The following is an 18,436-nucleotide window of genomic DNA, read 5'->3' on the forward strand; positions in this document are numbered from 1 at the left end:
TGGTCACGATTTGGGCCAGGAGTGGTCACTCCGGGTCACTCCGCGGCGTCCTCCGGGACCCCGGGGGGCCGCGGACCGGTGTAGTCCGGTCCGTAGGCGCCCGGCGCCGGACGGCGCTTCTTCAGCGGCGGCCGCTCCCCCGGCGCCATCCGGCGCGCGGTCACGAGGAACGCGGTGTGCCCGATCATCTTGTGGCCCGGGCGAACCGCGAGACCCTCGACGTGCCAGTCGCGGACCATCGACTCCCACGGCTGCGGCTCGGTGAAGCCCCCGTGCACGCGCACCGTCTCGCAGAAGCGGGACAGCTGCGTCGTGGTGGCGACGTACGCACAGACGATGCCGCCGGGGCGGAGCGCGTCGGCGGCCGCGTCGAGGCAGTCCCAGGGCGCGAGCATGTCGAGGATGATGCGGTCGGCCTGGTCCCCGGAGGCCGGCAGCTCCTCGGCCAGGTCGCCCAGGCGCAGCTCCCAGGCGGGGTGCTCGCCGCCGAAGAACTGGGTGACGTTCTGGCGTGCGACGTCCGCGAACTCCTCGCGGCGTTCGTACGACGTGACCTTGCCGTGCGGCCCGACGGCCCGCAGCAGCGAGCAGGTCAGGGCGCCCGAGCCGACGCCGGCCTCGACGACGTGGGCGCCGGGGAAGATGTCGGCCATCGCGATGATCTGGGCGGAGTCCTTGGGGTAGACGACGGCCGCGCCGCGCGGCATCGAGACCACGAACTCCGAGAGCAGCGGGCGGAAGACGAGGTACTCGCCGCCGGCCGAGGACGTGACGGTGAAGCCCTCCTCGCGGCCGATCAGCTCGTCGTGCTCGAAGTGGCCGCGGTTGGAGAAGAAGCGCTTGCCGGGCTCGAGGGCGATGTTGTGCCGGCGGCCCTTGCTGTCCAGGAGCCGCACCCACTCGCCGGCCCGCAGCGGGCCGCGGTGCACGCCCGACCAGGCCTCCTGCGGGATGTCGTTCACGGGCTCGTCAGGGGTCTCGGACATGCGCCGAACCCTAGGACATCGCTCCGGTGGGTCAGCGACCGGAGGCGCGGAAGGCGCGGTCCACGTCGGCGGTCGAGAGCACGCCGTAGATGCTGCCGTCCTCCTCGAGGAGGAGGTACTCCTCGGCCGGGGCCCGGCTGATCGCGAGGACGAGGTCCTCGCCGGTGATCGTGGCGGGGAGGCTGAGGCCCTCGCCGAGGGTGCGGGCCACCGCGGAGACGGCCACCCAGGGGCGCCGGTCCTCGGGAGTCGCCAGCAGCGCGGCCTCGCTCACCACGCCCACGGGATGGCCACTGCCGGTGACGGTGACGATGGATCCGGCATGGGCCTCCTGGGCACGGCGCACCGCCTCGGCCAGCGGCAGGTCGTCGGGGACGGCGAGGGTACGGCGGGCCAGGTCCCGGGCGACCAGGCTGGGCAGGCGGCGCCGCAGCCGGGCCGAGGCCATGGCCGCGGTGGACCCGGACCACAGGAACATCGCCACGACGAAGGCGAGGACGAAGTCGAGGACCTCCGGACGGGTCCCGAAGACCGCCTCCTGGGCCAGCGGCCAGGCCAGCACGGCGACGGCGGTGATCCGGCCGCCCCACCCGGCGACGATCGTGCCGCGGTGGACGTTGCCCGTCACGCCCCACACGATCGACTTCAGCACGCGGCCGCCGTCGAGCGGCAGGCCCGGGACCAGGTTGAGGACGCCGACGAGCAGGTTGGCCCCGGCCAGCCCCTCGACGGCCATCAGGAGCAGGCCGTCGGGGGTCAGGAACCAGAGCCCCAGGGCCAGGCCGCCGACCGCCAGGGAGGTCAGCGGGCCGACGACGGCGATCCAGAACTCCTGGCGCGGCTTGCGGGCCTCGCCCTCGATCGCCGTCATGCCGCCGAGGAAGTGCAGGGTGATCGAGGTGACCGGGAAGCCGTAGCGCCGCGCCATGAGCGCGTGCGATGCCTCGTGGAGCAGCACCGAGAGGTAGAGCACGACCGCGAAGGCCAGCCCGGCGACGTACTTCAGGGGGCCGAGCCCGGGCGAGACCTGCTCGACCCGCGGAGCCATGATGATGGCGATCAGGCCGGCGACGAGGAACCACGACGAGGTCACCAGGACGTCGCTGCCCGCGATCGTGCCGACCTTGAAGGTCCCCGGGGGTCGGCGGGGTGGCGCGGGGGCATCACCGGAGCGGTCATCAGGCACACCTCGAGGCTATCCGACCGGTCCCCGCACGACCGGGGCGCGTGTCCGGGGCGAGTGTCCGTGGCCTCACCTAGGGTGGCCCGCATGAGTGAGGTGCAGCGTCCAGCGTCCCCCGCCGAGCGGGTGTCGACGCCCGTCGACGGCGTCGACGTCCTGGGAGCGCTGTCCCCCAGCCGTGCCGGCGACTTCATGACCTGCCCGCTCCTCTACCGCTTCCGCACGATCGACCACCTGCCGGAGCCCTTCTCCCCCGACGCCGTGCGCGGCACGGTCGTCCACAAGGTGCTCGAGGACCTCTTCGACCTCCCCGCCGAGCAGCGCACCCCCGAGCAGGCCCGCGACATGCTGGGGCCGGCGTGGGATCGGCTGCTGGAGGAGGAGCCGGAGATCGCCGAGATGTTCGTCCCGCCCGCGGGTGGCGACACGGGCGTGCCCGAGCTGGGCGCCTGGCTGACGTCGTGCCGGGAGGTGCTCGACCGCTACTTCACCATGGAGGACCCGCGCCGCCTCGAGCCCGCCGAGCGCGAGCTCTACGTCGAGACCCTGCTGGAGTCCAAGCTCCTGCTGCGCGGCTTCGTGGACCGCATCGACGTCGCCCCCGACGGCGCGATCCGGGTGGTCGACTACAAGACCGGGCGCTCGCCGGGTGAGATGTTCGAGGCCAAGGCGCTGTTCCAGATGAAGTTCTACGCCCTGGTGCTGTGGCGCACCCGCGGGGTGGTCCCGGCGATGCTCCAGCTGGTCTACCTCGGCAACGGCGAGATCCTCCGCCACGTCCCCGACGAGGCCGACCTGCTCGCGACCGAGCGCAAGGTCGAGGCGATCTGGCACGCCATCCAGCGGGCCGAGGAGTCCGGAGACTGGCGCCCCAACCGGGGCCGGTTGTGCGACTGGTGCAGCCACCGGGCCGTCTGCCCAGCGTGGGGTGGCACTCCCCCGCCGCTGCCCGAGCGCCAGCCGCTCACGCTCGCCGAGCCGCTGGACGACCCGCTCACTGAGCAGCTGGCCGGAGGGCCGACGGCCTAGCGGCCTGTCAGTCGTCCCCCAGGCCGTTGCGCTCGACCCAGAGCGCGGCCTGGGTCCGGTCGGCGACGCCGATCCGGGCGAAGGCAGAGGTGAGGTGCGCCTTGACCGTGCGCTCGCTGATGTCGAGCCGGCGGCCGATCTGCTTGTTGGCCAGCCCCTCGCGGACCAGCCGGAGCACCTCCGTCTCGCGGGTGGTCAGCTGCACGTCGCGGGAGCCGGCCCGGATGCCCAGCAGGGTGCGGGCGGCCCGCGGGTGGATGGGCGACTCGCCCCGGCTCACCGCGCGGATGCCGTCGAGCACGTCGTCGGGGTCGGCGTCCTTGAGGAGGTAGCCCACGGCGCCGGCGTCGAGCGCGGCGAGGATCCGCTCGGAGTCGGAGTAGGACGTCAGCACCAGCACGTCGACGCCGAGCTTCTCGGCCACGATCGTCCGGGTCGCGCTCACCCCGTCGACCTCGGGCATCTGCAGGTCCATGAGCACCACGTCGGGCCGCAGCCGGCGTACGGCCTCGAGCGCCTGGGCGCCGTTCTCGGCGTGACCGACCACCTCGATGTCGGCCGTGCCGCTGAGAAGCTGCTCCAGCCCGGCCCTGATCACCGCGTGGTCGTCGACCAGGACGACGCGGATCGGTGTGGCCTCAGCGCGCGTCATCGGACGTCGACCTCCATGTGCACCGTGGTCCCCTCACCGGGAGAGGATCGCACCTCCATCCGGCCTCCGCTGTCCCGGACCAGGCTGCGCAGCCCCCGGAGGCCGAAGTGCCCCTCCTCGCGGGGTGCGTCGACGTCGAAGCCGACGCCGTCGTCGACGACCTCGAGGGCGACGCGGCGCGCGTCGCCGCGCACGGTGACGGCCAGCGTCGAGGCCTGCGAGTGGCGGATCGCGTTGCGCACCGCCTCCTGCGCGACCCGCCACAGCGCGGCGGTCTGCGGCACGGAGGCGAACTCCGCGCCCTCCACCGAGACCGAGGCCGCGATGTCGGCCGTCGCCGCGGGGGCCGTCAGGTCCGCCAGGGCCGCCGCGAGCCCCTCGGGGTGCAGGTCCGGCGGGTGGATCTCCGCCAGCAGGGACCGCAGCGCCTTGAGGCCGTCGCGCAGCGAGCTGCCCGCCGTCGCGAGGGTCGAGCGGGCCTCGTGGGGGGTGCCGGGCTCGCGCTCGAGGGCGGAGATCGAGAAGGCGGTCCCCGCCAGGTCCTGGACCACGCCGTCGTGCAGGTCGCGGGCGATCCGGCGGCGCTCGGCGTCGGAGGCGTCGATGGCGACCTGCAGCAGCCGCTCGCGCTCGTGGCCGGCGCGGGTGAGCTGGCGGGTCAGCAGGCTCAGCATCAGCGTCACGATGATGACGAGCAGCGCGAGCGGCCCGATGGTCACGAGGCGGAACGAGGAGAAGATCTCCTGGCTGCGGGACTCGACGTCGGTGAGCGGATAGCTCACCTCGAGCAGCAGCGGGGTGCCGTCGGCGGCCCGGATGCGGGTGTAGGTCTCGACCAGGTGTTCGCTCTCGCGGAGCTGGAAGCTGGTGCGGGCCGAGGCGAGCGTGGCCCGGCGGTCGTCGTCGAGGGGCTCGCCCAGGCCGATCAGCCGGGCGTTGGTCGAGTAGATGACGCTGCCGTCGCCACGTCGGACACTGAGCGTGTCGAACCCCTCCACGCCGCGCACGCGCTGGCGGGCCACCTTGTCGAAGCGGTCGATGGCTCCCGGCTTCAGGTTGATCAGCGACCGGGGGATCCTCAGGCGCTGCACGAACTGGCCAAGCAGGGGCGTGGTCCGGGTGGCCTCGGCGATCGCCTCGTCGGTCGCTGCCCGTGCGGCGAGGTTCTGCGTGCCGAGCACGATCGCGACGAAGGTGAGCACGCCGACCACGAGGAACACGGTGACCGGGCTGCGCAGGTATCTCATCGGCCCAGCCCGGGCAGGGGACGAGCGAGGCGGGACACGGACGGCCTTCCTGACGCGGGAGTGCACAGGATAGGCCGGGTCGGCCTCCGTCAGAGGTCGACCTCGCCGCGGCAGACCTCGCCGGTGTCGTCGTTCTCGGCGCGGAACACGACGGTGTCGGGACCAGCGAGGTCCACCATCGTGCGCACCACGCGGAAGGAGAGGTCGGCGTCCTTGGCCTTCACGTCGCCGGTGTAGGAGACGTCGCCGTTGTGCTTGAGCCGCCACGACCAGACGTCGTTGTCGTCGCTCCACACGACCCCGACCACCTGGAGGTGGCCGTCGTCGTCGGGCGTGACCTTGAGCTTGTAGGTGCTCGGGCCGCTGCAGGAGTCCACGTCCTTCGCAGTCCCGCCATCACTCGCCACCGCGCCAGGCGCGATGGAGAGGGCCGCTGCGCTCAGCACGAGGCTGAGCACGATGGCGGGACTGCGTCGGATATGCATGCGAAACCAGCTCCTGGTTGCGGAGGCGGGTTCCCCCGAGTGGCACGATCCTCTCCTGAAGAGGTCTGGACCGCCATTGTCCGGTGGTACTAGCACCTGTGGCTAGTCATGCAGGGCCGATCGGCCCTCAGCAGGACGCACGGTACGTCGCCCACACGGCCGCGACGTCGAGGTCGGCCAGCGTGTCGGCGAAGACCCGCCGCTCCCCCGCCAGCACGGTGACGTGGTGGGGGACGACCAGCACCCCGCAGCCGGCCGCGACCGCGGAGCGGGTGCCGGTGTCGGAGTCCTCGATGGCGAGGCAGTCGGCCGGGTCCACGCCGAGCCGCTCGGCGGCGGTCAGGTAGGGCTCGGGGTGCGGCTTGCCGCGGTTGACGGCGTCACCGGTGACGACGACGTCGAAGGCCGAGGCGGGCAGCGCCGCCAGGATCGGGTCGACGAAACGCTGGTAGGACATCGTGACCAGGGCGCAGGGGACGCTGCGGTCGTGCAGCTCGTGCAGGAGCTCGACGGCGCCAGGCCGCCACGGCACCTGCTGGCGGACCCGCTCGACGACCCCGTCGAGGAGCTCCTCGACGATGTCCTCGGGCTCTCGGTCGATGCCCATGTGCCGCCGGATGTAGCGGCCCGACTCGAGCAGGTCGTTGCCGACCAGGTTGAGGGCGTGCTCGCGCGACCACGTGCCGCCGTACCGCTCGGCGAGCGCGAACTCGGTCTCGATCCAGTAGGGCTCGGTGTCGACGAGGGTGCCGTCCATGTCCCACAGGACGGCCGCCGGCAACGGCCGCGCGCGATCGGGGCCCTCAGCTGCAGGTTCACGAGAAGACGCGGTAGTCAGGATGCCCTCCGAAGCGGTCCAGGCGACAGGCCGTGCGAGCACTCACCCTAGGACCGGGCTGTGCCGCACCCGTCACCGCATCGGAGAACCGTCGCCGCGGGGCGGCGACGATCAGACCGGCTGGTCGCTGATGGCCTCCATGGCGGGGCGGTAGCTCCCGCGCCGCGCAGCGCCGTTCAGGCGGGCGCGATGCAGCAGGGCTGCCTGGGCCGCCCGGGTGTTCCTGGGGTCACCCGCCCAGGCATGCAGGACGGGTGCCTGCAGAGCCCGGCCGAAGGAGAAGCTCAGCTGCCAAGGCTGGGCGCCGTGCCGGTTCAGCGCGTCCAGACGGCTCGTGGCGGCGTCGTCGGGCTGTCCGCCGGAGAGGAAGACCAGCCCCGGGACTGCCGCCGGCACGGTCTCCCGCGCGACCTCGATGGTGCGAGCCGCGATCTCCTCGTCGCTGGCGGCGTCTGAGTGGTCGAGGCCCGGAAGCACCATGTTGGGCTTGAGGAGGGTCGCCTCGAGCACGACCCGGTGACGGGCAAGCTGCGCGTAGACCGCTCGCAGGACCTCGGTGGTCACGTGGGCGCACCGGTCGATGCTGTGAGCGCCGTCCATGAGCACCTCGGGCTCGACGACGGGCACCAGTCCGGCCTCCTGGGCGAGGGCGGCGTATCGCGCCAGCGCATGTGCGTTGGCCTCGACGCAGGTGGCCGAAGGCAGCCCGGCCCCGATCCGGAGGACCGCACGCCACTTGGCGAACCTCGCTCCCAGGGCGGCGTACTCCTCCAGCCTCGAGCGCAGTCCGTCGAGCCCTTCGGTGACGACCTCGCCCGGGAACCCGGCGAGCGGCCTCGTGCCCCCATCGACCTTGATCCCCGGGATGATGGAGCGCTGCCGGAGAAGGTCGGGGAAGGCAGTGCCGTCCGCGGCGCACTGTCGAATCGTCTCGTCGAACAGGATGACGCCGCTGATGTGGGCGTCCAGCCCCGGAGTGGCGAACAGGATCTCGCGGTAGGCACGTCGCACCGGCTCCGTCGACTCCACGCCGATGGTCGCCAGCCGCTTCGCCATGGTGGGCGCGCTCTCGTCGGCAGCGAGGATGCCCTTGCCCGGGGCCACCAGCTCCCGCGCCGTCCGGGCCATCGCTTCGAGCGGTCCGGACATCACGCCTCCACCAGTTCCGCGGTGGCGCCGAGACACGCACGGTGGATCATCGCGATCTCCTTCAGCAGCGGGATTGCCTCCAGAGAAGCTCACTGGTGCTCCGCAGACCATGGCCCAAGGTCCCCTTCGGCACGCCGGAGGGCCTGCACGACCAGGTCGATGTCCACGACCCGGAACCGCCCTCTCCGATCGCCCTCATCGCGACCTCGGGCTGAATGGGCGCATCCAGGGCCGTTGGCCGCCTGGCGGCCCGGGCCACGAGGCACCCGACCGGGGGCCGTTGGACCCTGCTCCGGAGACATCCGGAGCGGTGGAGTGGAAGGCAGCGACCTCGTGACGTGCCGGAAGGAAGCGGGTCCCGATGAGCATCGGCAAGGCGGACGGGCGCGCCGTACACCCCGCAACGGGCGGCGCGCGCGGTGACACCCCGTTCGGTGCCGGCGCGCCGTTGGGCCGGTGGTTCGGGGTCCCCGTCCGGGCGCACCTGTCCGTGCTCGTCGCCATGGCGCTCTTCGCGGTGCTCATCGCCACCGTGGAGATGCCCGCGACCCTGCCGGACTCGTCTGTCTCGAGCTACTGGGCCGCCAGCGTGGTGATGGCCCCGCTCTTCTTCGCCACCCTGCTCGCGCACGAGGTCGCGCACGCCGTGACCGCACGTCACTACGGCATCCGGGTCCGGCGCATCACCCTGTGGATGCTGGGAGGCCTGACCGAGCTCGAGGGCGAGGCGCCCGACCCGCGAGCGGACGCCGTGATCGCGGCTGCAGGACCGGCGACCAGCCTCGCGATCGGCGCCGTCTGCGCCGCGTCCGCGTGGCTGACGAGCGGCTGGACCCTGGTCTCGGCGGCCCTGAACTGGCTCGCCGGCATCAATGTGCTCCTCGGAGTCTTCAACCTCCTGCCCGGCGCTCCCCTGGACGGCGGTCGCATCCTCCGGGCCACGCTGTGGTGGCGCGGTCACGACCGGGAAGCTGCTGCCGCCAAGGCGGCCCGGGCGGGACGCATCCTGGGGATGATCCTGGTCGGTCTCGGCGTCGTCGAGGTCTTCGCCGGAGCGGTCCTCGGGCTCTGGACCGCGCTGATCGGCTGGTTCATCCTCAACGGCGCGGCCACCGAGGGCTACGCCGTGCGTGCCGAGAGCCTGGCCGGGCTGACCGTGCGGGACGCCATGACCGCCACCCCCCAGGTCTTCCCGGACTGGTCGACCGTCGCGGAGTTCTTCGCCAGGATCAGCCCCGACGCCGCCCGCCAGGGCATCTTCCCCCTGATCGACATCGACGGCGGACTGAGCGGAGCCGTCACCCTTCCGATGCTGACGACGATCGCGCGGGACAGAATCGCCACGACCCGGCTGCGCGACGTCAGCCCTCGCCAGGCCCTGCTGACCACGACGCCGGCCCAGGACCTGAGTGCGCTGCTGCTTCCCCTGCACCTGCGGGGAGGCATCGCGATCGTGCTCGACCAGGGCCACCCGGTCGGCGTCGTGACGGACGGCGACCTGGCCCGCCTGGCCGCCATCGCCCGCGGTCGCTCCACGGCGACGGGAGCCTAGCCGGCGGGCCCGCGAGAGGCAGGTCAGTCGTCCGGGTCGTAGCCCAGGTTGGGCGAGAGCCACTTCTCGGCCTCGGCGAGCTCCCAGCCCTTGCGCTCGGCGTAGTCGACGACCTGGTCGCGCCCGACCCGACCGACGACGAAGTACTGCGCCTGCGGGTGGGAGAAGTACCAGCCGGAGACGGCCGCGCCGGGCCACATGGCCATGCTCTCGGTCAGCGTGATGCCGGTCGTGGCCTCGACGTCGAGCAGCTCCCAGAGGGTGCGCTTCTCGGTGTGCTCGGGGCAGGCGGGATAGCCGGGGGCGGGCCGGATGCCGTGGTACTTCTCGGCGATCAGGTCCTCGTTGGCGAGCTGCTCGTCGGGCTCGTGGCCCCAGAACTCCGTGCGCACCCGCTGGTGGAGCCGCTCGGCGAACGCCTCGGCGAGCCGGTCGGCCAGGGCCTCGAGCATGATCGCGGAGTAGTCGTCGTGGTCGGCCTTCATCGCCGCGATCCGGTCCTGGGCGCCGAGTCCGGCGGTGACCGCGAAGGCTCCGACGTGGTCGGCCAGCCCGGTCTCCCGCGGCGCCACGTAGTCGCCGAGCGACCGGTTGGGCACGCCGGCGCGGTGCTCGCCCTGCTGGCGCAGGTTGTGCAGCGTGGTGAGCACCTGCGACCGGGACTCGTCGGTGTAGACCTCGATGTCGTCGCCGACCGCGTTGGCGGGGAAGAAGCCGAAGACCGCGTTGGCGGTCAGCCACTTCTCGGCGACGATCCGGTCCAGCATCGCCTGGGCGTCGTCGTAGAGCGCACGTGCGGCCTCGCCGGTGGCGGGGCTGTTGAGGATGTCGGGGAACTTGCCCTTCATCTCCCACGCGTTGAAGAACGGCTGCCAGTCGATGTAGTCGCGCAGCTCCGCGAGGTCGTAGTCAGTCAGCACGTGGGTGCCGGGTGCCCGCGGGGCGGGCGGGGCGTAGCCGTCCCACTCCACCGGGGTGCGGTTGGCGCGCGCCTGCTCGAGGCTCACCATCGGCCGGTCGTGCTTGGCGGCGTGCCGGGCCCGCAGCGCGTCGTAGTCCTCCTGGACGTCGGCCATCAGCTGCTCGCGACGGGTCGCGTGCAGCAGCGAGGCCAGCGTCGGCACGGAGCGCGAGGCGTCCTTGACCCAGACCACCGGGGCGTCGTACTTGCCGTCGACCTTGACCGCGGTGTGCGCCCGGGAGGTCGTGGCGCCGCCGATGAGCAGCGGGATGTCGAAGCCCTGGCGCTGCATCTCCGAGGCGACGTTGACCATCTCGTCGAGCGAGGGCGTGATCAGCCCGGACAGGCCGATCGCGTCGGCGCCGATCTCGCGGGCGGTGTCGAGGATCTTCTGCGCCGGCACCATCACCCCGAGGTCGATGACCTCGAAGTTGTTGCACTGCAGGACCACGCCGACGATGTTCTTGCCGATGTCGTGGACGTCGCCCTTGACGGTCGCCATCACGATCGTGCCGTTGGTGTCCTTGGCGGTGGCGTACTCGGGGTTGTCGACCTTCTCCTGCTCGATGAACGGGATGAGGTAGCCGACGGCCTTCTTCATCACGCGCGCGGACTTCACGACCTGGGGCAGGAACATCTTGCCGGCGCCGAACAGGTCGCCGACGACGTTCATGCCGTCCATCAGCGGGCCCTCGATGACCTCGATCGGTCGGCCGCCGCGGGCCGCGATCTCGGCGCGGAGCTCCTCGGTGTCGTCCTCGACGAAGCCGTCGATGCCCTTGACGAGAGCGTGGGTGATCCGCTCGCCGACCGGTAGCCCGCGCCACTCCTCGACGCCGGCCTCCTCGACCTCGCCGACCCGGTTGTGGGCCTCGGCGATCTCGAGCAGACGCTCGGCGGCGTCGGGGCGTCGGTTGAGGACGACGTCCTCGATCCGCTCGCGCAGCTCCGGCTCGACCTCGTCGTAGACGGCGAGGGCGCCGGCGTTGACGATGCCCATGTCCAGCCCCGCGCGGATGGCGTGGAAGAGGAAGACGGCGTGGATCGCCTCCCGGACCGGGTTGTTGCCGCGGAACGAGAACGACACGTTGGAGATGCCGCCGGAGACCAGGGCGCCGGGGAGGTTCTCCTTGATCCAGCGGGTGGCCTCGATGAAGTCCAGGCCGTACGACGCGTGCTCCTCGATGCCGGTCGCGACCGCGAAGACGTTGGGGTCGAAGATGATGTCCTCGGCCGGGAAGCCCACCTGCTCGGTGAGGATCGAGTAGGCCCGCTGGCAGATCGCCTTGCGGCGCTCGAGGTTGTCGGCCTGGCCGTCCTCGTCGAAGGCCATCACGACCGCGGCGGCGCCGTACTTGCGGCACAGCGTGGCGTGCTCGACGAACGCCTTCTCGCCCTCCTTGAGGGAGATCGAGTTGACGATCGGCTTGCCCTGCACGCACTTGAGGCCGGCCTCGATGACCTCCCACTTGGAGGAGTCGACCATCACCGGTACCCGGCTGATGTCGGGCTCGGAGGCGACCAGCTTGAGGAAGCGGTCCATCGCGGCGACGCCGTCGATCATCCCCTCGTCCATGTTGACGTCGATGACCTGCGCGCCGCTCTCGACCTGCTGCGCGGCCACCGTGAGGGCGGTGTCGTAGTCGCCGGCCTTGATCAGGTTGCGGAAGCGGGCGGAGCCGGTGATGTTGGTGCGCTCGCCGACGTTGACGAACAGGCTCTCGCCGGTGATGTTCAGCGGCTCCAGGCCGGCGAGGTGCATCGCGGGGCGCGGGCCGGCCGGGTCGCGCGGCGTGGCGGCGGCGACGGCCTCGCCGATGGCACGGACGTGGTCGGGGGTGGTGCCGCAGCAACCGCCGACGATGTTGAGCAGCCCACTGGTGGCGAACTCCCCCAGCAGGGACGCCATCTGCTCGGGCGTCTCGTCGTACTCGCCGAACGCGTTGGGCAGACCCGCGTTGGGGTGCACCGACACCGCGGTGTCGGCCAGCCGCGAGAGCTCCGCGACGTAGGGGCGCAGGTCGGCGGCACCCAGGGCGCAGTTGAGGCCGATGGCGAGGGGGCGCACGTGGCGCACGGAGTTCCAGAACGCCTCGGTGACCTGCCCCGACAGGGTGCGGCCGGAGGCGTCGGTGATGGTGCCGCTCATCACGACCGGCCAGCGCCGGCCGTGCTCCTCGAAGAGCGTCTCGAGCGCGAAGATCGCGGCCTTGGCGTTGAGGGTGTCGAAGATCGTCTCGACGAGCAGGAGGTCGGAGCCGCCGTCGACCAGGCCGCGCGCCTGCTCGAGGTACGCCGCGACGAGCTCGTCGTAGGAGACGTTGCGGGCGCCGGGGTCGTTGACGTCCGGGGAGATCGAGGCGGTGCGGTTGGTCGGGCCGAGCGAGCCGGCCACCAGGCGCGGCTTGTCCGGGGTCGAGAACTCGTCGCAGGCCAGCCGCGCGATCCGGGCGCCCTCGAGGTTGATCTCGTAGGCGAGGTCCTCCATGCCGTAGTCGGCCTGGGCGATCGAGGTCGCGGTGAACGTGTTGGTCTCGACGATGTCGACGCCGGCCCGGAGGTACTCGCGGTGGATCTCCGCAATCATCGTCGGCTGGGTCAGGTTGAGCAGGTCGCTGTTGCCCTTGACGTCGCGCTCCCAGTCGGCGAAGCGCTCGCCCCGGTAGTCCGTCTCCCCCGGCTGGTAGCCCTGGATCAGGGTGCCCATGGCGCCGTCGAGGAGCAGGATCCGCTCGCGCATGGCCGCGCGCAGGTCCTCGGTGAGGTCCGGGCGCAGGTGCGGGGCGGTCGTCTCGGGCAACGCGAGTCCTCTCGTGAGGGCCGGATCTCCCCCGTGTGGCGAGGCCGGCCTCCCCCAGCCTAGAAAGGCTGTCCACAACGTGGACCGGCTTTTCACATGCTGGCTACGGATCGTCATCGTCCCACCGGCCGTTGGCCGCGCGAAATCCTCGTCGCTGTGGATGTCCGGCATGCCGTTTGGTCCCCAACGGCACGTTTCGGGGCCGGAAACATGCCGTTGGTGACCAAACGGCATGTCCCGGCGGCCCCCGGCGCGCCGCACGCAGCCACGCCGACGGCCCGGCAACTAGGCTGGACGGGTGATCGAGATCGACGACGCCCCCGACCTGGTGGACCCCGTGGTGATCGCGGCCTTCGAGGGGTGGAACGACGCCGCGGATGCCGCCTCCTCCGTGGTCGACCACCTCATCAAGGTGTGGAACGCGCGCATCGTGGGGGCCATCGACCCGGAGGAGTTCTACGACTTCCAGGTCAACCGGCCGGTTGTCGGCACCGACGACAACGGGCACCGTCGCCTGACCTGGCCGAGCACCCAGATCGCGATCGCCTCCCCGCCCGACCTGGACCGCGACGTGATCCTGGTCCGCGGCATCGAGCCCAACATGCGCTGGCGGCAGTTCTGCGCCGAGCTCCTCGCCGCCTGCGACGACCTCGGTGCCGAGCTGGTCATCACCCTCGGTGCGCTGCTGGCGGACACCCCGCACACCCGCCCGATCCCGGTGACCGGGACGGCCACCGAGCCCGAGCTGGTGGACCGGCTCAAGCTGGAGCAGTCGACGTACGAAGGACCCACGGGCATCGTCGGGGTCTTCCAGGACGCGTGCGTGCGCCTCGACATCCCGGCGGTCTCCTACTGGGCGGCCGTGCCGCACTACGTCGCGCAGCCGCCGTGCCCCAAGGCGACGCTGGCGCTGATCGGCCAGCTCGAGGACCTGCTCGAGGTGAGCATCCCGCTGGGCGACCTGCCCGAGGACTCCCGTGCCTGGGAACGTGGCGTCGACGAGCTCGCCGAGGAGGACGAGGACGTGGCCGACTACGTTCGGGCGCTCGAGGAGACCCGCGACACGACCGACCTGCCGGAGGCGTCCGGCGAGGCGATCGCGCGGGAGTTCGAGCGCTACCTCAAGCGCCGCGACGACGACGAGTAGGGCTCAGAGCGAGAGGCCGAGCGCGGCGTCCAGCACCGAGATCATCGTGACCGCGGCGTCGCGGTCGCTGGTGTCGGCGAGCTGGTCGATGCCGAGGGTGGCGTCGGCCCAGGCGTCGACGGCCGCCACGGCACGCGGGGCGTCGAGGTCGTCGGCCAGCGCCGCGAGGATCTCCTCCACGACCGGCGCGGCCGGTGCACCGGCACCGAGCGACAGCGCCTTGCGCCAGCGGTTGACGTCGTCGAGGGAGTCCCAGAGCTCGGCGTCCAGCCACTCCCAGTCGCTGCGGTAGTGGTGGCGCAGCAGCGTGAGCCGGATCGCCATCGGGTCGACGTCGCTGTTGCGCAGCGCGGACACGAAGACCAGGTTGCCGCGCGACTTGGACATCTTCTCGCCGTCGTAGGCGACCATGCCGGCGTGGGCGTAGGCCTTGGCGAACGGCGCGTCGGTCACGACCTGCGCCTCGCCCGCGCACATCTCGTGGTGCGGGAAGACCAGGTCGCTGCCGCCGCCCTGGACGTCGAAGGCCTGCCCCAGGAACTCCAGCGCCATCGCGGTGCACTCGATGTGCCAGCCGGGGCGGCCCTTGCCGAACGGGCTCTCCCAGGACGGCTCACCCGGGCGCTCGCCGCGCCACACGACGCAGTCGAGCGGGTCCTTCTTGCCGGCGCGGTCGGGGTCGCCGCCGCGCTCGGGGAAGATCCGCAGCATCTCGTCACGGTCGAAGCCGGAGACGTCCCCGAACTTCGGGTCGGCGGTCACCGAGAAGTAGAGGTCGTCCTCGACGCGGTAGATCGCCCCGGTCTCCTGGAGCTTCTCGATGAGCGCGATCACCAACGGGATCGACTCGACCGCGCCGATGTAGTGGTCCGGCGGAAGCACGCGCAGGGCGACCATGTCCTGGCGGAACAGCTCGGTCTCGCGCTCGGCCAGCTCGACCCAGTCGACCTTGACCTTGGTGGCCCGCTCGAGCAGCGGGTCGTCGACGTCGGTGACGTTCTGGACGTAGGTGACCTCGTGGCCGGCGTTGCGCCAGGCCCGGTTGAGCAGGTCGAAGGCGACGTAGGTGGCGGCGTGGCCCATGTGCGTGGCGTCGTACGGCGTGATGCCGCAGACGTAGAGGCGGGCGGCGCCGTCGGGGCTGGTCGTGACCCGGCCACCGGACGCGGTGTCGTGCAGGGTCACGGGCGGGCCCTGGACGGTCAGGGTCGGAACGGTCGGCGACTGCCACGTACGCATGCCGTGAAGCCTAGAGGGTGCGCCTCAGAACGGCGGCCACGGGACCGCGGGCCACTCGCCGCGCGGCGCGGGCATCCGGCCCCGGGCGACCAGCCGCTCGCAGCGCCGCCGGGTCGCCTCGATCTCGAGCGGGGACAGGTGGAAGCCGAGCTCGTCGCCGAGCGCGCCGTCCAGCGCCTCCCGCACGGCGCGGACGCCCGCGAGCTCCTCGGCCGAGAGCGGCTCGTCGAGCCAGCCCCACAGGACCGTGCGGAGCTTGGGGTCGGTGTGGAAGGTGACGCCGTGGTCGACGCCGTAGCGGTGCCCGTCGCCCATCTCCAGGACGTGCCCGCCCTTGCGGTCGGCGTTGTTGACGACGATGTCGAAGACGGCCATCCGGCGCAGCGGGGCGGAGTCCTCGTGGATCAGCGAGACGGGCCGGTCATGCCCGTCGATCCCGTCGAAGACGTGCCTCCAGCCGTCGGGGACCTCGCCCTCGGCGACCAGGGTCACCGCGACCTGCTCCTCGTCGGGCTCCTGCCAGCGCTGCACCATGCCGAGGCCGTGCGGTCCCTCGCGCAGCCAGGTCTGGGGGACGACGTCCCAGCCGATCGCCTCCGAGACGAGGTACGCCGCCAGCTCACGTCCGGCCAGCGTGCCGTCGGGGAAGTCCCACAGGGGCCGCTCCCCCGCGACCGGCTTGTAGACGACCTTCACGTCCCCGATCTCGCCGACGAACGTGGCGTTCGAGGCGGGCAGCACCCGCCCGTGCAGGACGATCTCGTCCTCGAGCAGCGCCGTGTCAGGCGGGCCGACGCGGGTCACCGGCGATCACGGGTCCCGGCGACGGAACCCGTTGGCGCGCACGCAGAGGTGGCCGTCGGGGTCGATGGGGTTGCCGCAGAACGGGCAGCTCGGACGACCCGCCTCGAGCACCTGCGCGGCGCGCTTGACGAAGGCCCGGGCGGCACCGGCCGGCAGCCGGACCAGGAAGATCTCGTCGGGCTCGGGCTCCTCGAAGTCCTCGTCGACCTGCTCCGGGGAGATCACGGCCGCCTCCATGTAGGGGAAGACCTCGATGACCACGCGCTCGTCGTCGGGGTCCCACGAGAGGGTCATGGTCCCGGCGCGGAACTCCTCCTCGATCGGCTGCTCCAGCGGGTCGGCGTCCTCGAGGCCGATCGGCGCGACGGCCGGGATCATGGCCTCGTTGAGCTCGCTGGCCATCACCTCGTCGAGCAGCTCGTCGATGCGTTCGGCGAGGGCCGCGACCTGCTGCTTCTCCAGGGCGACGCTGACCAGGCGCGCGCCGGAGCGCGCCTGCAGGAAGAAGGTGCGGGAGCCGGGCTCGCCGACCGTGCCCGCGACGAACCGTTCCGGCGGGTCGAATCCGTGGACGAGGGGTGCCATGGCGCCAACCCTAGGACGTCGCGGAAGCGGGACCCGCTCCCCCACCCACGGCCGCGTCGGCGTTCTTGCGTGCCCTGCCCTTCGCACTGCCCTTCGAACCGGCCTTCGGGCGCGGCGCGAGCCAGCCGAGGTCGCCGGCGTGGGTGTTGGTCGCCAGGACGTAGGGGCGGCTGCTGGTGTAGCGCACGATCGAGATCGACGCCGGGTCGACGTTGATCCGCTGGAAGAGGTCGAGGTGCATGCCCAGCGCGTCGGCCAGGATCGACTTGATGATGTCGCCGTGGCTCACCGCGACCCACACGCCGCCGGCTCCGTGCTGCGACTCGACCGCCGCGTCGTGGCGACGTACGGCGGCCACCGCGCGGGCCTGCATGGCGCCGAGCGACTCACCTCCGGGGAAGGTCGCGGCCGACGGCTGCGCCTGGACCGTGGCCCACAGCTTCTCCTTGGCCAGGTCCTTGAGCGGCCGGCCCTGCCAGTCGCCGTAGTCGCACTCGGTGATGGCCCGGTCGCTGGAGATCGTCAGCGGGCCGTGCTGAGCGCCCATGATCGCCTTGGCCGTCTGCCGGCACCGCTCGAGGGGGCTGCTGACGATCGCGGCCAGCGGGACCGTACGGAGCCGCTCGGCCGCGCGCGTGGCCTGCCCCTGCCCGGTCTCGTCCAGCTTCACGCCCGGGAGCCGGCCCGCCAGCACGCCCGTGGCGTTGGCGGTCGTCCGGCCGTGTCGCACGAGGATCACGGTTGCCATGTCCGGGACTGTAGTGGGACTACCGTGACGACGTGATCGTCGACAGCGCCCTGTACCGCAAGGGAGTCCGGGTCCCCGTGGACTGCGGACCCTCCGACCTCCACGAGATGCGCTCGCGGGTGACCGAGCCCGGGGACTTCGTCTGGATCGGGCTGCACGAGCCCAGCGAGGCCGAGCTCGAGGACGTCGCCATTGCCTTCGGCCTGCACCACCTCGCGGTCGAGGACGCGGTCAATGCCCACCAGCGCCCCAAGCTCGAGCGCTACGACGACAGCCTCTTCCTGGTGCTCAAGACGCTCTGGTACGTCGACGCGGAGGACGCCGTCGAGACCGGCGAGATCAACATGTTCGTCGGCGAGGACTTCATCGTCACCGTGCGGCACGGCCAGGGCTCCGAGCTGCACTCCGCGCGCGAGCACCTCGAGGGGCGGGAGGCGGTGCTCAACCACGGACCCTCCGCCGTCGTGTACGCCGTGTGCGACCGGGTCGTCGACGGCTACACCGACGTCGTCGCCGAGCTGGAGATCGACGTCGACGAGGTCGAGGAGTCGGTCTTCTCCCCCGCCCGCACCAACGACTCGGTCCGCATCTACACCCTCAAGCGCGAGATCGCCGAGGTACGCCGCGCGGTGATGCCGCTGCGCGAGCCCATGCGGCGGTTCTCCTCGGGCCTGGTCCCCGGCATCCAGGAGGAGGCGGCGCCGTTCTTCCGCGACGTCGCCGACCACCTGGCCCGGGCCGCGGAGGTCGTGGACACCCTCGACGGCCTGCTGTCCACGGCGTTCGAGGCGCACCTCGCCCGGATCTCGGTCCAGCAGAACGAGGACATGCGCAAGATATCCGCCGGTGTCGGCCTGGTGGCCGCGCCGACCCTGATCGCGGGCGTCTACGGCATGAACTTCGCGCACATGCCCGAGCTCGGGTGGTACTGGGGCTACCCGTTCTCGATCGCCCTGATGGTGCTGACCTCGGTGGCCCTGTGGGTGTTCTTCAAGAAGTCCGGCTGGCTCTGAGCCCGACCCCGGGTCGGC

The 18,436-nt window shown here is 71.8% G+C and carries 16 protein-coding genes; 4 read left to right on the forward strand and 12 right to left on the reverse strand.

Going from position 1 to position 18,436, the window contains the following annotated elements:
• Window positions 1–35: 35 nt before the first annotated feature.
• Window positions 36–986: a tRNA (adenine-N1)-methyltransferase gene (locus FB382_RS08535; protein WP_182538382.1), complete on the reverse strand. Its 951-nt coding sequence runs from the start codon at window positions 984–986 to the stop codon at window positions 36–38.
• 31 nt (window positions 987–1,017) lie between these two features.
• A complete protein-coding gene (locus FB382_RS08540) occupies window positions 1,018–2,172 on the reverse strand; it encodes a site-2 protease family protein (RefSeq protein WP_343055531.1) in 1,155 nt (384 codons plus the stop codon).
• A gap of 84 nt (window positions 2,173–2,256) precedes the next feature.
• On the opposite strand from FB382_RS08540, the gene FB382_RS08545 reads away from it, so the two are divergent.
• Entirely contained in the window at window positions 2,257–3,198 is a 942-nt protein-coding gene (locus FB382_RS08545) for a RecB family exonuclease (RefSeq protein ID WP_182538384.1), read from the forward strand.
• A gap of 7 nt (window positions 3,199–3,205) precedes the next feature.
• Here the strand turns inward: FB382_RS08545 and FB382_RS08550 are convergent, their stop codons facing one another.
• From FB382_RS08550 to FB382_RS08570, 5 genes are all read right to left on the reverse strand, one after another.
• A complete protein-coding gene (locus FB382_RS08550; protein ID WP_182538386.1) occupies window positions 3,206–3,850 on the reverse strand; it encodes a response regulator in 645 nt (214 codons plus the stop codon).
• Window positions 3,847–5,097 carry a sensor histidine kinase gene (locus tag FB382_RS08555; protein WP_182538387.1) on the reverse strand — a complete coding sequence of 417 codons (1,251 nt, stop codon included), beginning with the start codon at window positions 5,095–5,097 and terminating at the stop codon, window positions 3,847–3,849. Before FB382_RS08555 ends, FB382_RS08550 begins: the two co-directional genes overlap by 4 nt.
• Before the next feature lie 89 nt (window positions 5,098–5,186).
• The gene (locus FB382_RS08560) at window positions 5,187–5,582 is read right to left on the reverse strand and encodes a hypothetical protein (RefSeq protein WP_125036081.1); all 396 of its coding nucleotides are present in this window, start codon (window positions 5,580–5,582) and stop codon (window positions 5,187–5,189) included.
• A gap of 127 nt (window positions 5,583–5,709) precedes the next feature.
• A complete protein-coding gene (locus FB382_RS08565; protein WP_281379848.1) occupies window positions 5,710–6,363 on the reverse strand; it encodes an HAD family hydrolase in 654 nt (217 codons plus the stop codon).
• A gap of 168 nt (window positions 6,364–6,531) precedes the next feature.
• The gene (locus FB382_RS08570) at window positions 6,532–7,569 is read right to left on the reverse strand and encodes a class I fructose-bisphosphate aldolase (RefSeq protein WP_182538391.1); all 1,038 of its coding nucleotides are present in this window, start codon (window positions 7,567–7,569) and stop codon (window positions 6,532–6,534) included.
• Window positions 7,570–7,930: 361 nt separating this feature from the next.
• On the opposite strand from FB382_RS08570, the gene FB382_RS08575 reads away from it, so the two are divergent.
• On the forward strand, window positions 7,931–9,121 hold the full coding sequence (locus FB382_RS08575) for a site-2 protease family protein (RefSeq protein WP_182538392.1): 1,191 nt from the start codon (window positions 7,931–7,933) through the stop codon (window positions 9,119–9,121).
• Between the two features lie 23 nt (window positions 9,122–9,144).
• On the opposite strand, the gene metH is transcribed toward FB382_RS08575, so the two are convergent.
• Window positions 9,145–12,882, reverse strand: a complete 3,738-nt coding sequence (gene metH / locus FB382_RS08580; protein WP_281379849.1) for a methionine synthase — start codon at window positions 12,880–12,882, stop codon at window positions 9,145–9,147.
• 298 nt (window positions 12,883–13,180) lie between these two features.
• Between metH and FB382_RS08585 the strand changes: the two genes are divergently transcribed.
• A complete protein-coding gene (locus FB382_RS08585; RefSeq protein ID WP_125036084.1) occupies window positions 13,181–14,029 on the forward strand; it encodes a PAC2 family protein in 849 nt (282 codons plus the stop codon).
• A gap of 3 nt (window positions 14,030–14,032) precedes the next feature.
• On the opposite strand, the gene mshC is transcribed toward FB382_RS08585, so the two are convergent.
• From mshC to FB382_RS08605, 4 genes are read right to left on the reverse strand one after another with little or no spacing between them, the layout of a single operon-like run.
• The gene (gene mshC, locus FB382_RS08590; RefSeq protein ID WP_182538396.1) at window positions 14,033–15,268 is read right to left on the reverse strand and encodes a cysteine--1-D-myo-inosityl 2-amino-2-deoxy-alpha-D-glucopyranoside ligase; all 1,236 of its coding nucleotides are present in this window, start codon (window positions 15,266–15,268) and stop codon (window positions 14,033–14,035) included.
• A gap of 24 nt (window positions 15,269–15,292) precedes the next feature.
• Window positions 15,293–16,072 (reverse strand): SCO1664 family protein, encoded by a 780-nt coding sequence (locus FB382_RS08595; protein WP_343055532.1) that lies wholly within the window; start codon window positions 16,070–16,072, stop codon window positions 15,293–15,295.
• 6 nt (window positions 16,073–16,078) lie between these two features.
• Complete coding sequence (locus FB382_RS08600; protein ID WP_125036086.1) at window positions 16,079–16,657, reverse strand: DUF3090 domain-containing protein; 579 nt, start codon at window positions 16,655–16,657, stop codon at window positions 16,079–16,081.
• A 10-nt stretch (window positions 16,658–16,667) separates the two neighbouring features.
• Window positions 16,668–17,405 carry a histidine phosphatase family protein gene (locus FB382_RS08605; RefSeq protein WP_182538398.1) on the reverse strand — a complete coding sequence of 246 codons (738 nt, stop codon included), beginning with the start codon at window positions 17,403–17,405 and terminating at the stop codon, window positions 16,668–16,670.
• 32 nt (window positions 17,406–17,437) lie between these two features.
• Here FB382_RS08605 and corA point away from each other — a divergent pair, with 32 nt between their 5' ends.
• Window positions 17,438–18,418: a magnesium/cobalt transporter CorA gene (gene corA / locus FB382_RS08610; RefSeq protein WP_343055533.1), complete on the forward strand. Its 981-nt coding sequence runs from the start codon at window positions 17,438–17,440 to the stop codon at window positions 18,416–18,418.
• Window positions 18,419–18,436 lie beyond the last annotated feature (18 nt).

Origin of the sequence: Nocardioides ginsengisegetis (assembly GCF_014138045.1) — a bacterium.
GTDB classification, from domain to species: domain Bacteria; phylum Actinomycetota; class Actinomycetes; order Propionibacteriales; family Nocardioidaceae; genus Nocardioides; species Nocardioides ginsengisegetis.

What these genes read in the sequence shown, in the direction of transcription:
- FB382_RS08535 (WP_182538382.1), bottom strand. Translation starts at nt 986, where the DNA reads ATGTCCGAGACCCCTGACGAGCCCGTGAACGACATCCCGCAGGAGGCC.
- FB382_RS08545 (WP_182538384.1), top strand. Translation starts at nt 2,257, where the DNA reads ATGAGTGAGGTGCAGCGTCCAGCGTCCCCCGCCGAGCGGGTGTCGACG.
- FB382_RS08550 (WP_182538386.1), bottom strand. Translation starts at nt 3,850, where the DNA reads ATGACGCGCGCTGAGGCCACACCGATCCGCGTCGTCCTGGTCGACGAC.
- FB382_RS08555 (WP_182538387.1), bottom strand. Translation starts at nt 5,097, where the DNA reads ATGAGATACCTGCGCAGCCCGGTCACCGTGTTCCTCGTGGTCGGCGTG.
- FB382_RS08560 (WP_125036081.1), bottom strand. Translation starts at nt 5,582, where the DNA reads ATGCATATCCGACGCAGTCCCGCCATCGTGCTCAGCCTCGTGCTGAGC.
- FB382_RS08570 (WP_182538391.1), bottom strand. Translation starts at nt 7,569, where the DNA reads ATGTCCGGACCGCTCGAAGCGATGGCCCGGACGGCGCGGGAGCTGGTG.
- FB382_RS08575 (WP_182538392.1), top strand. Translation starts at nt 7,931, where the DNA reads ATGAGCATCGGCAAGGCGGACGGGCGCGCCGTACACCCCGCAACGGGC.
- mshC (WP_182538396.1), bottom strand. Translation starts at nt 15,268, where the DNA reads ATGCGTACGTGGCAGTCGCCGACCGTTCCGACCCTGACCGTCCAGGGC.
- FB382_RS08600 (WP_125036086.1), bottom strand. Translation starts at nt 16,657, where the DNA reads ATGGCACCCCTCGTCCACGGATTCGACCCGCCGGAACGGTTCGTCGCG.
- FB382_RS08605 (WP_182538398.1), bottom strand. Translation starts at nt 17,405, where the DNA reads ATGGCAACCGTGATCCTCGTGCGACACGGCCGGACGACCGCCAACGCC.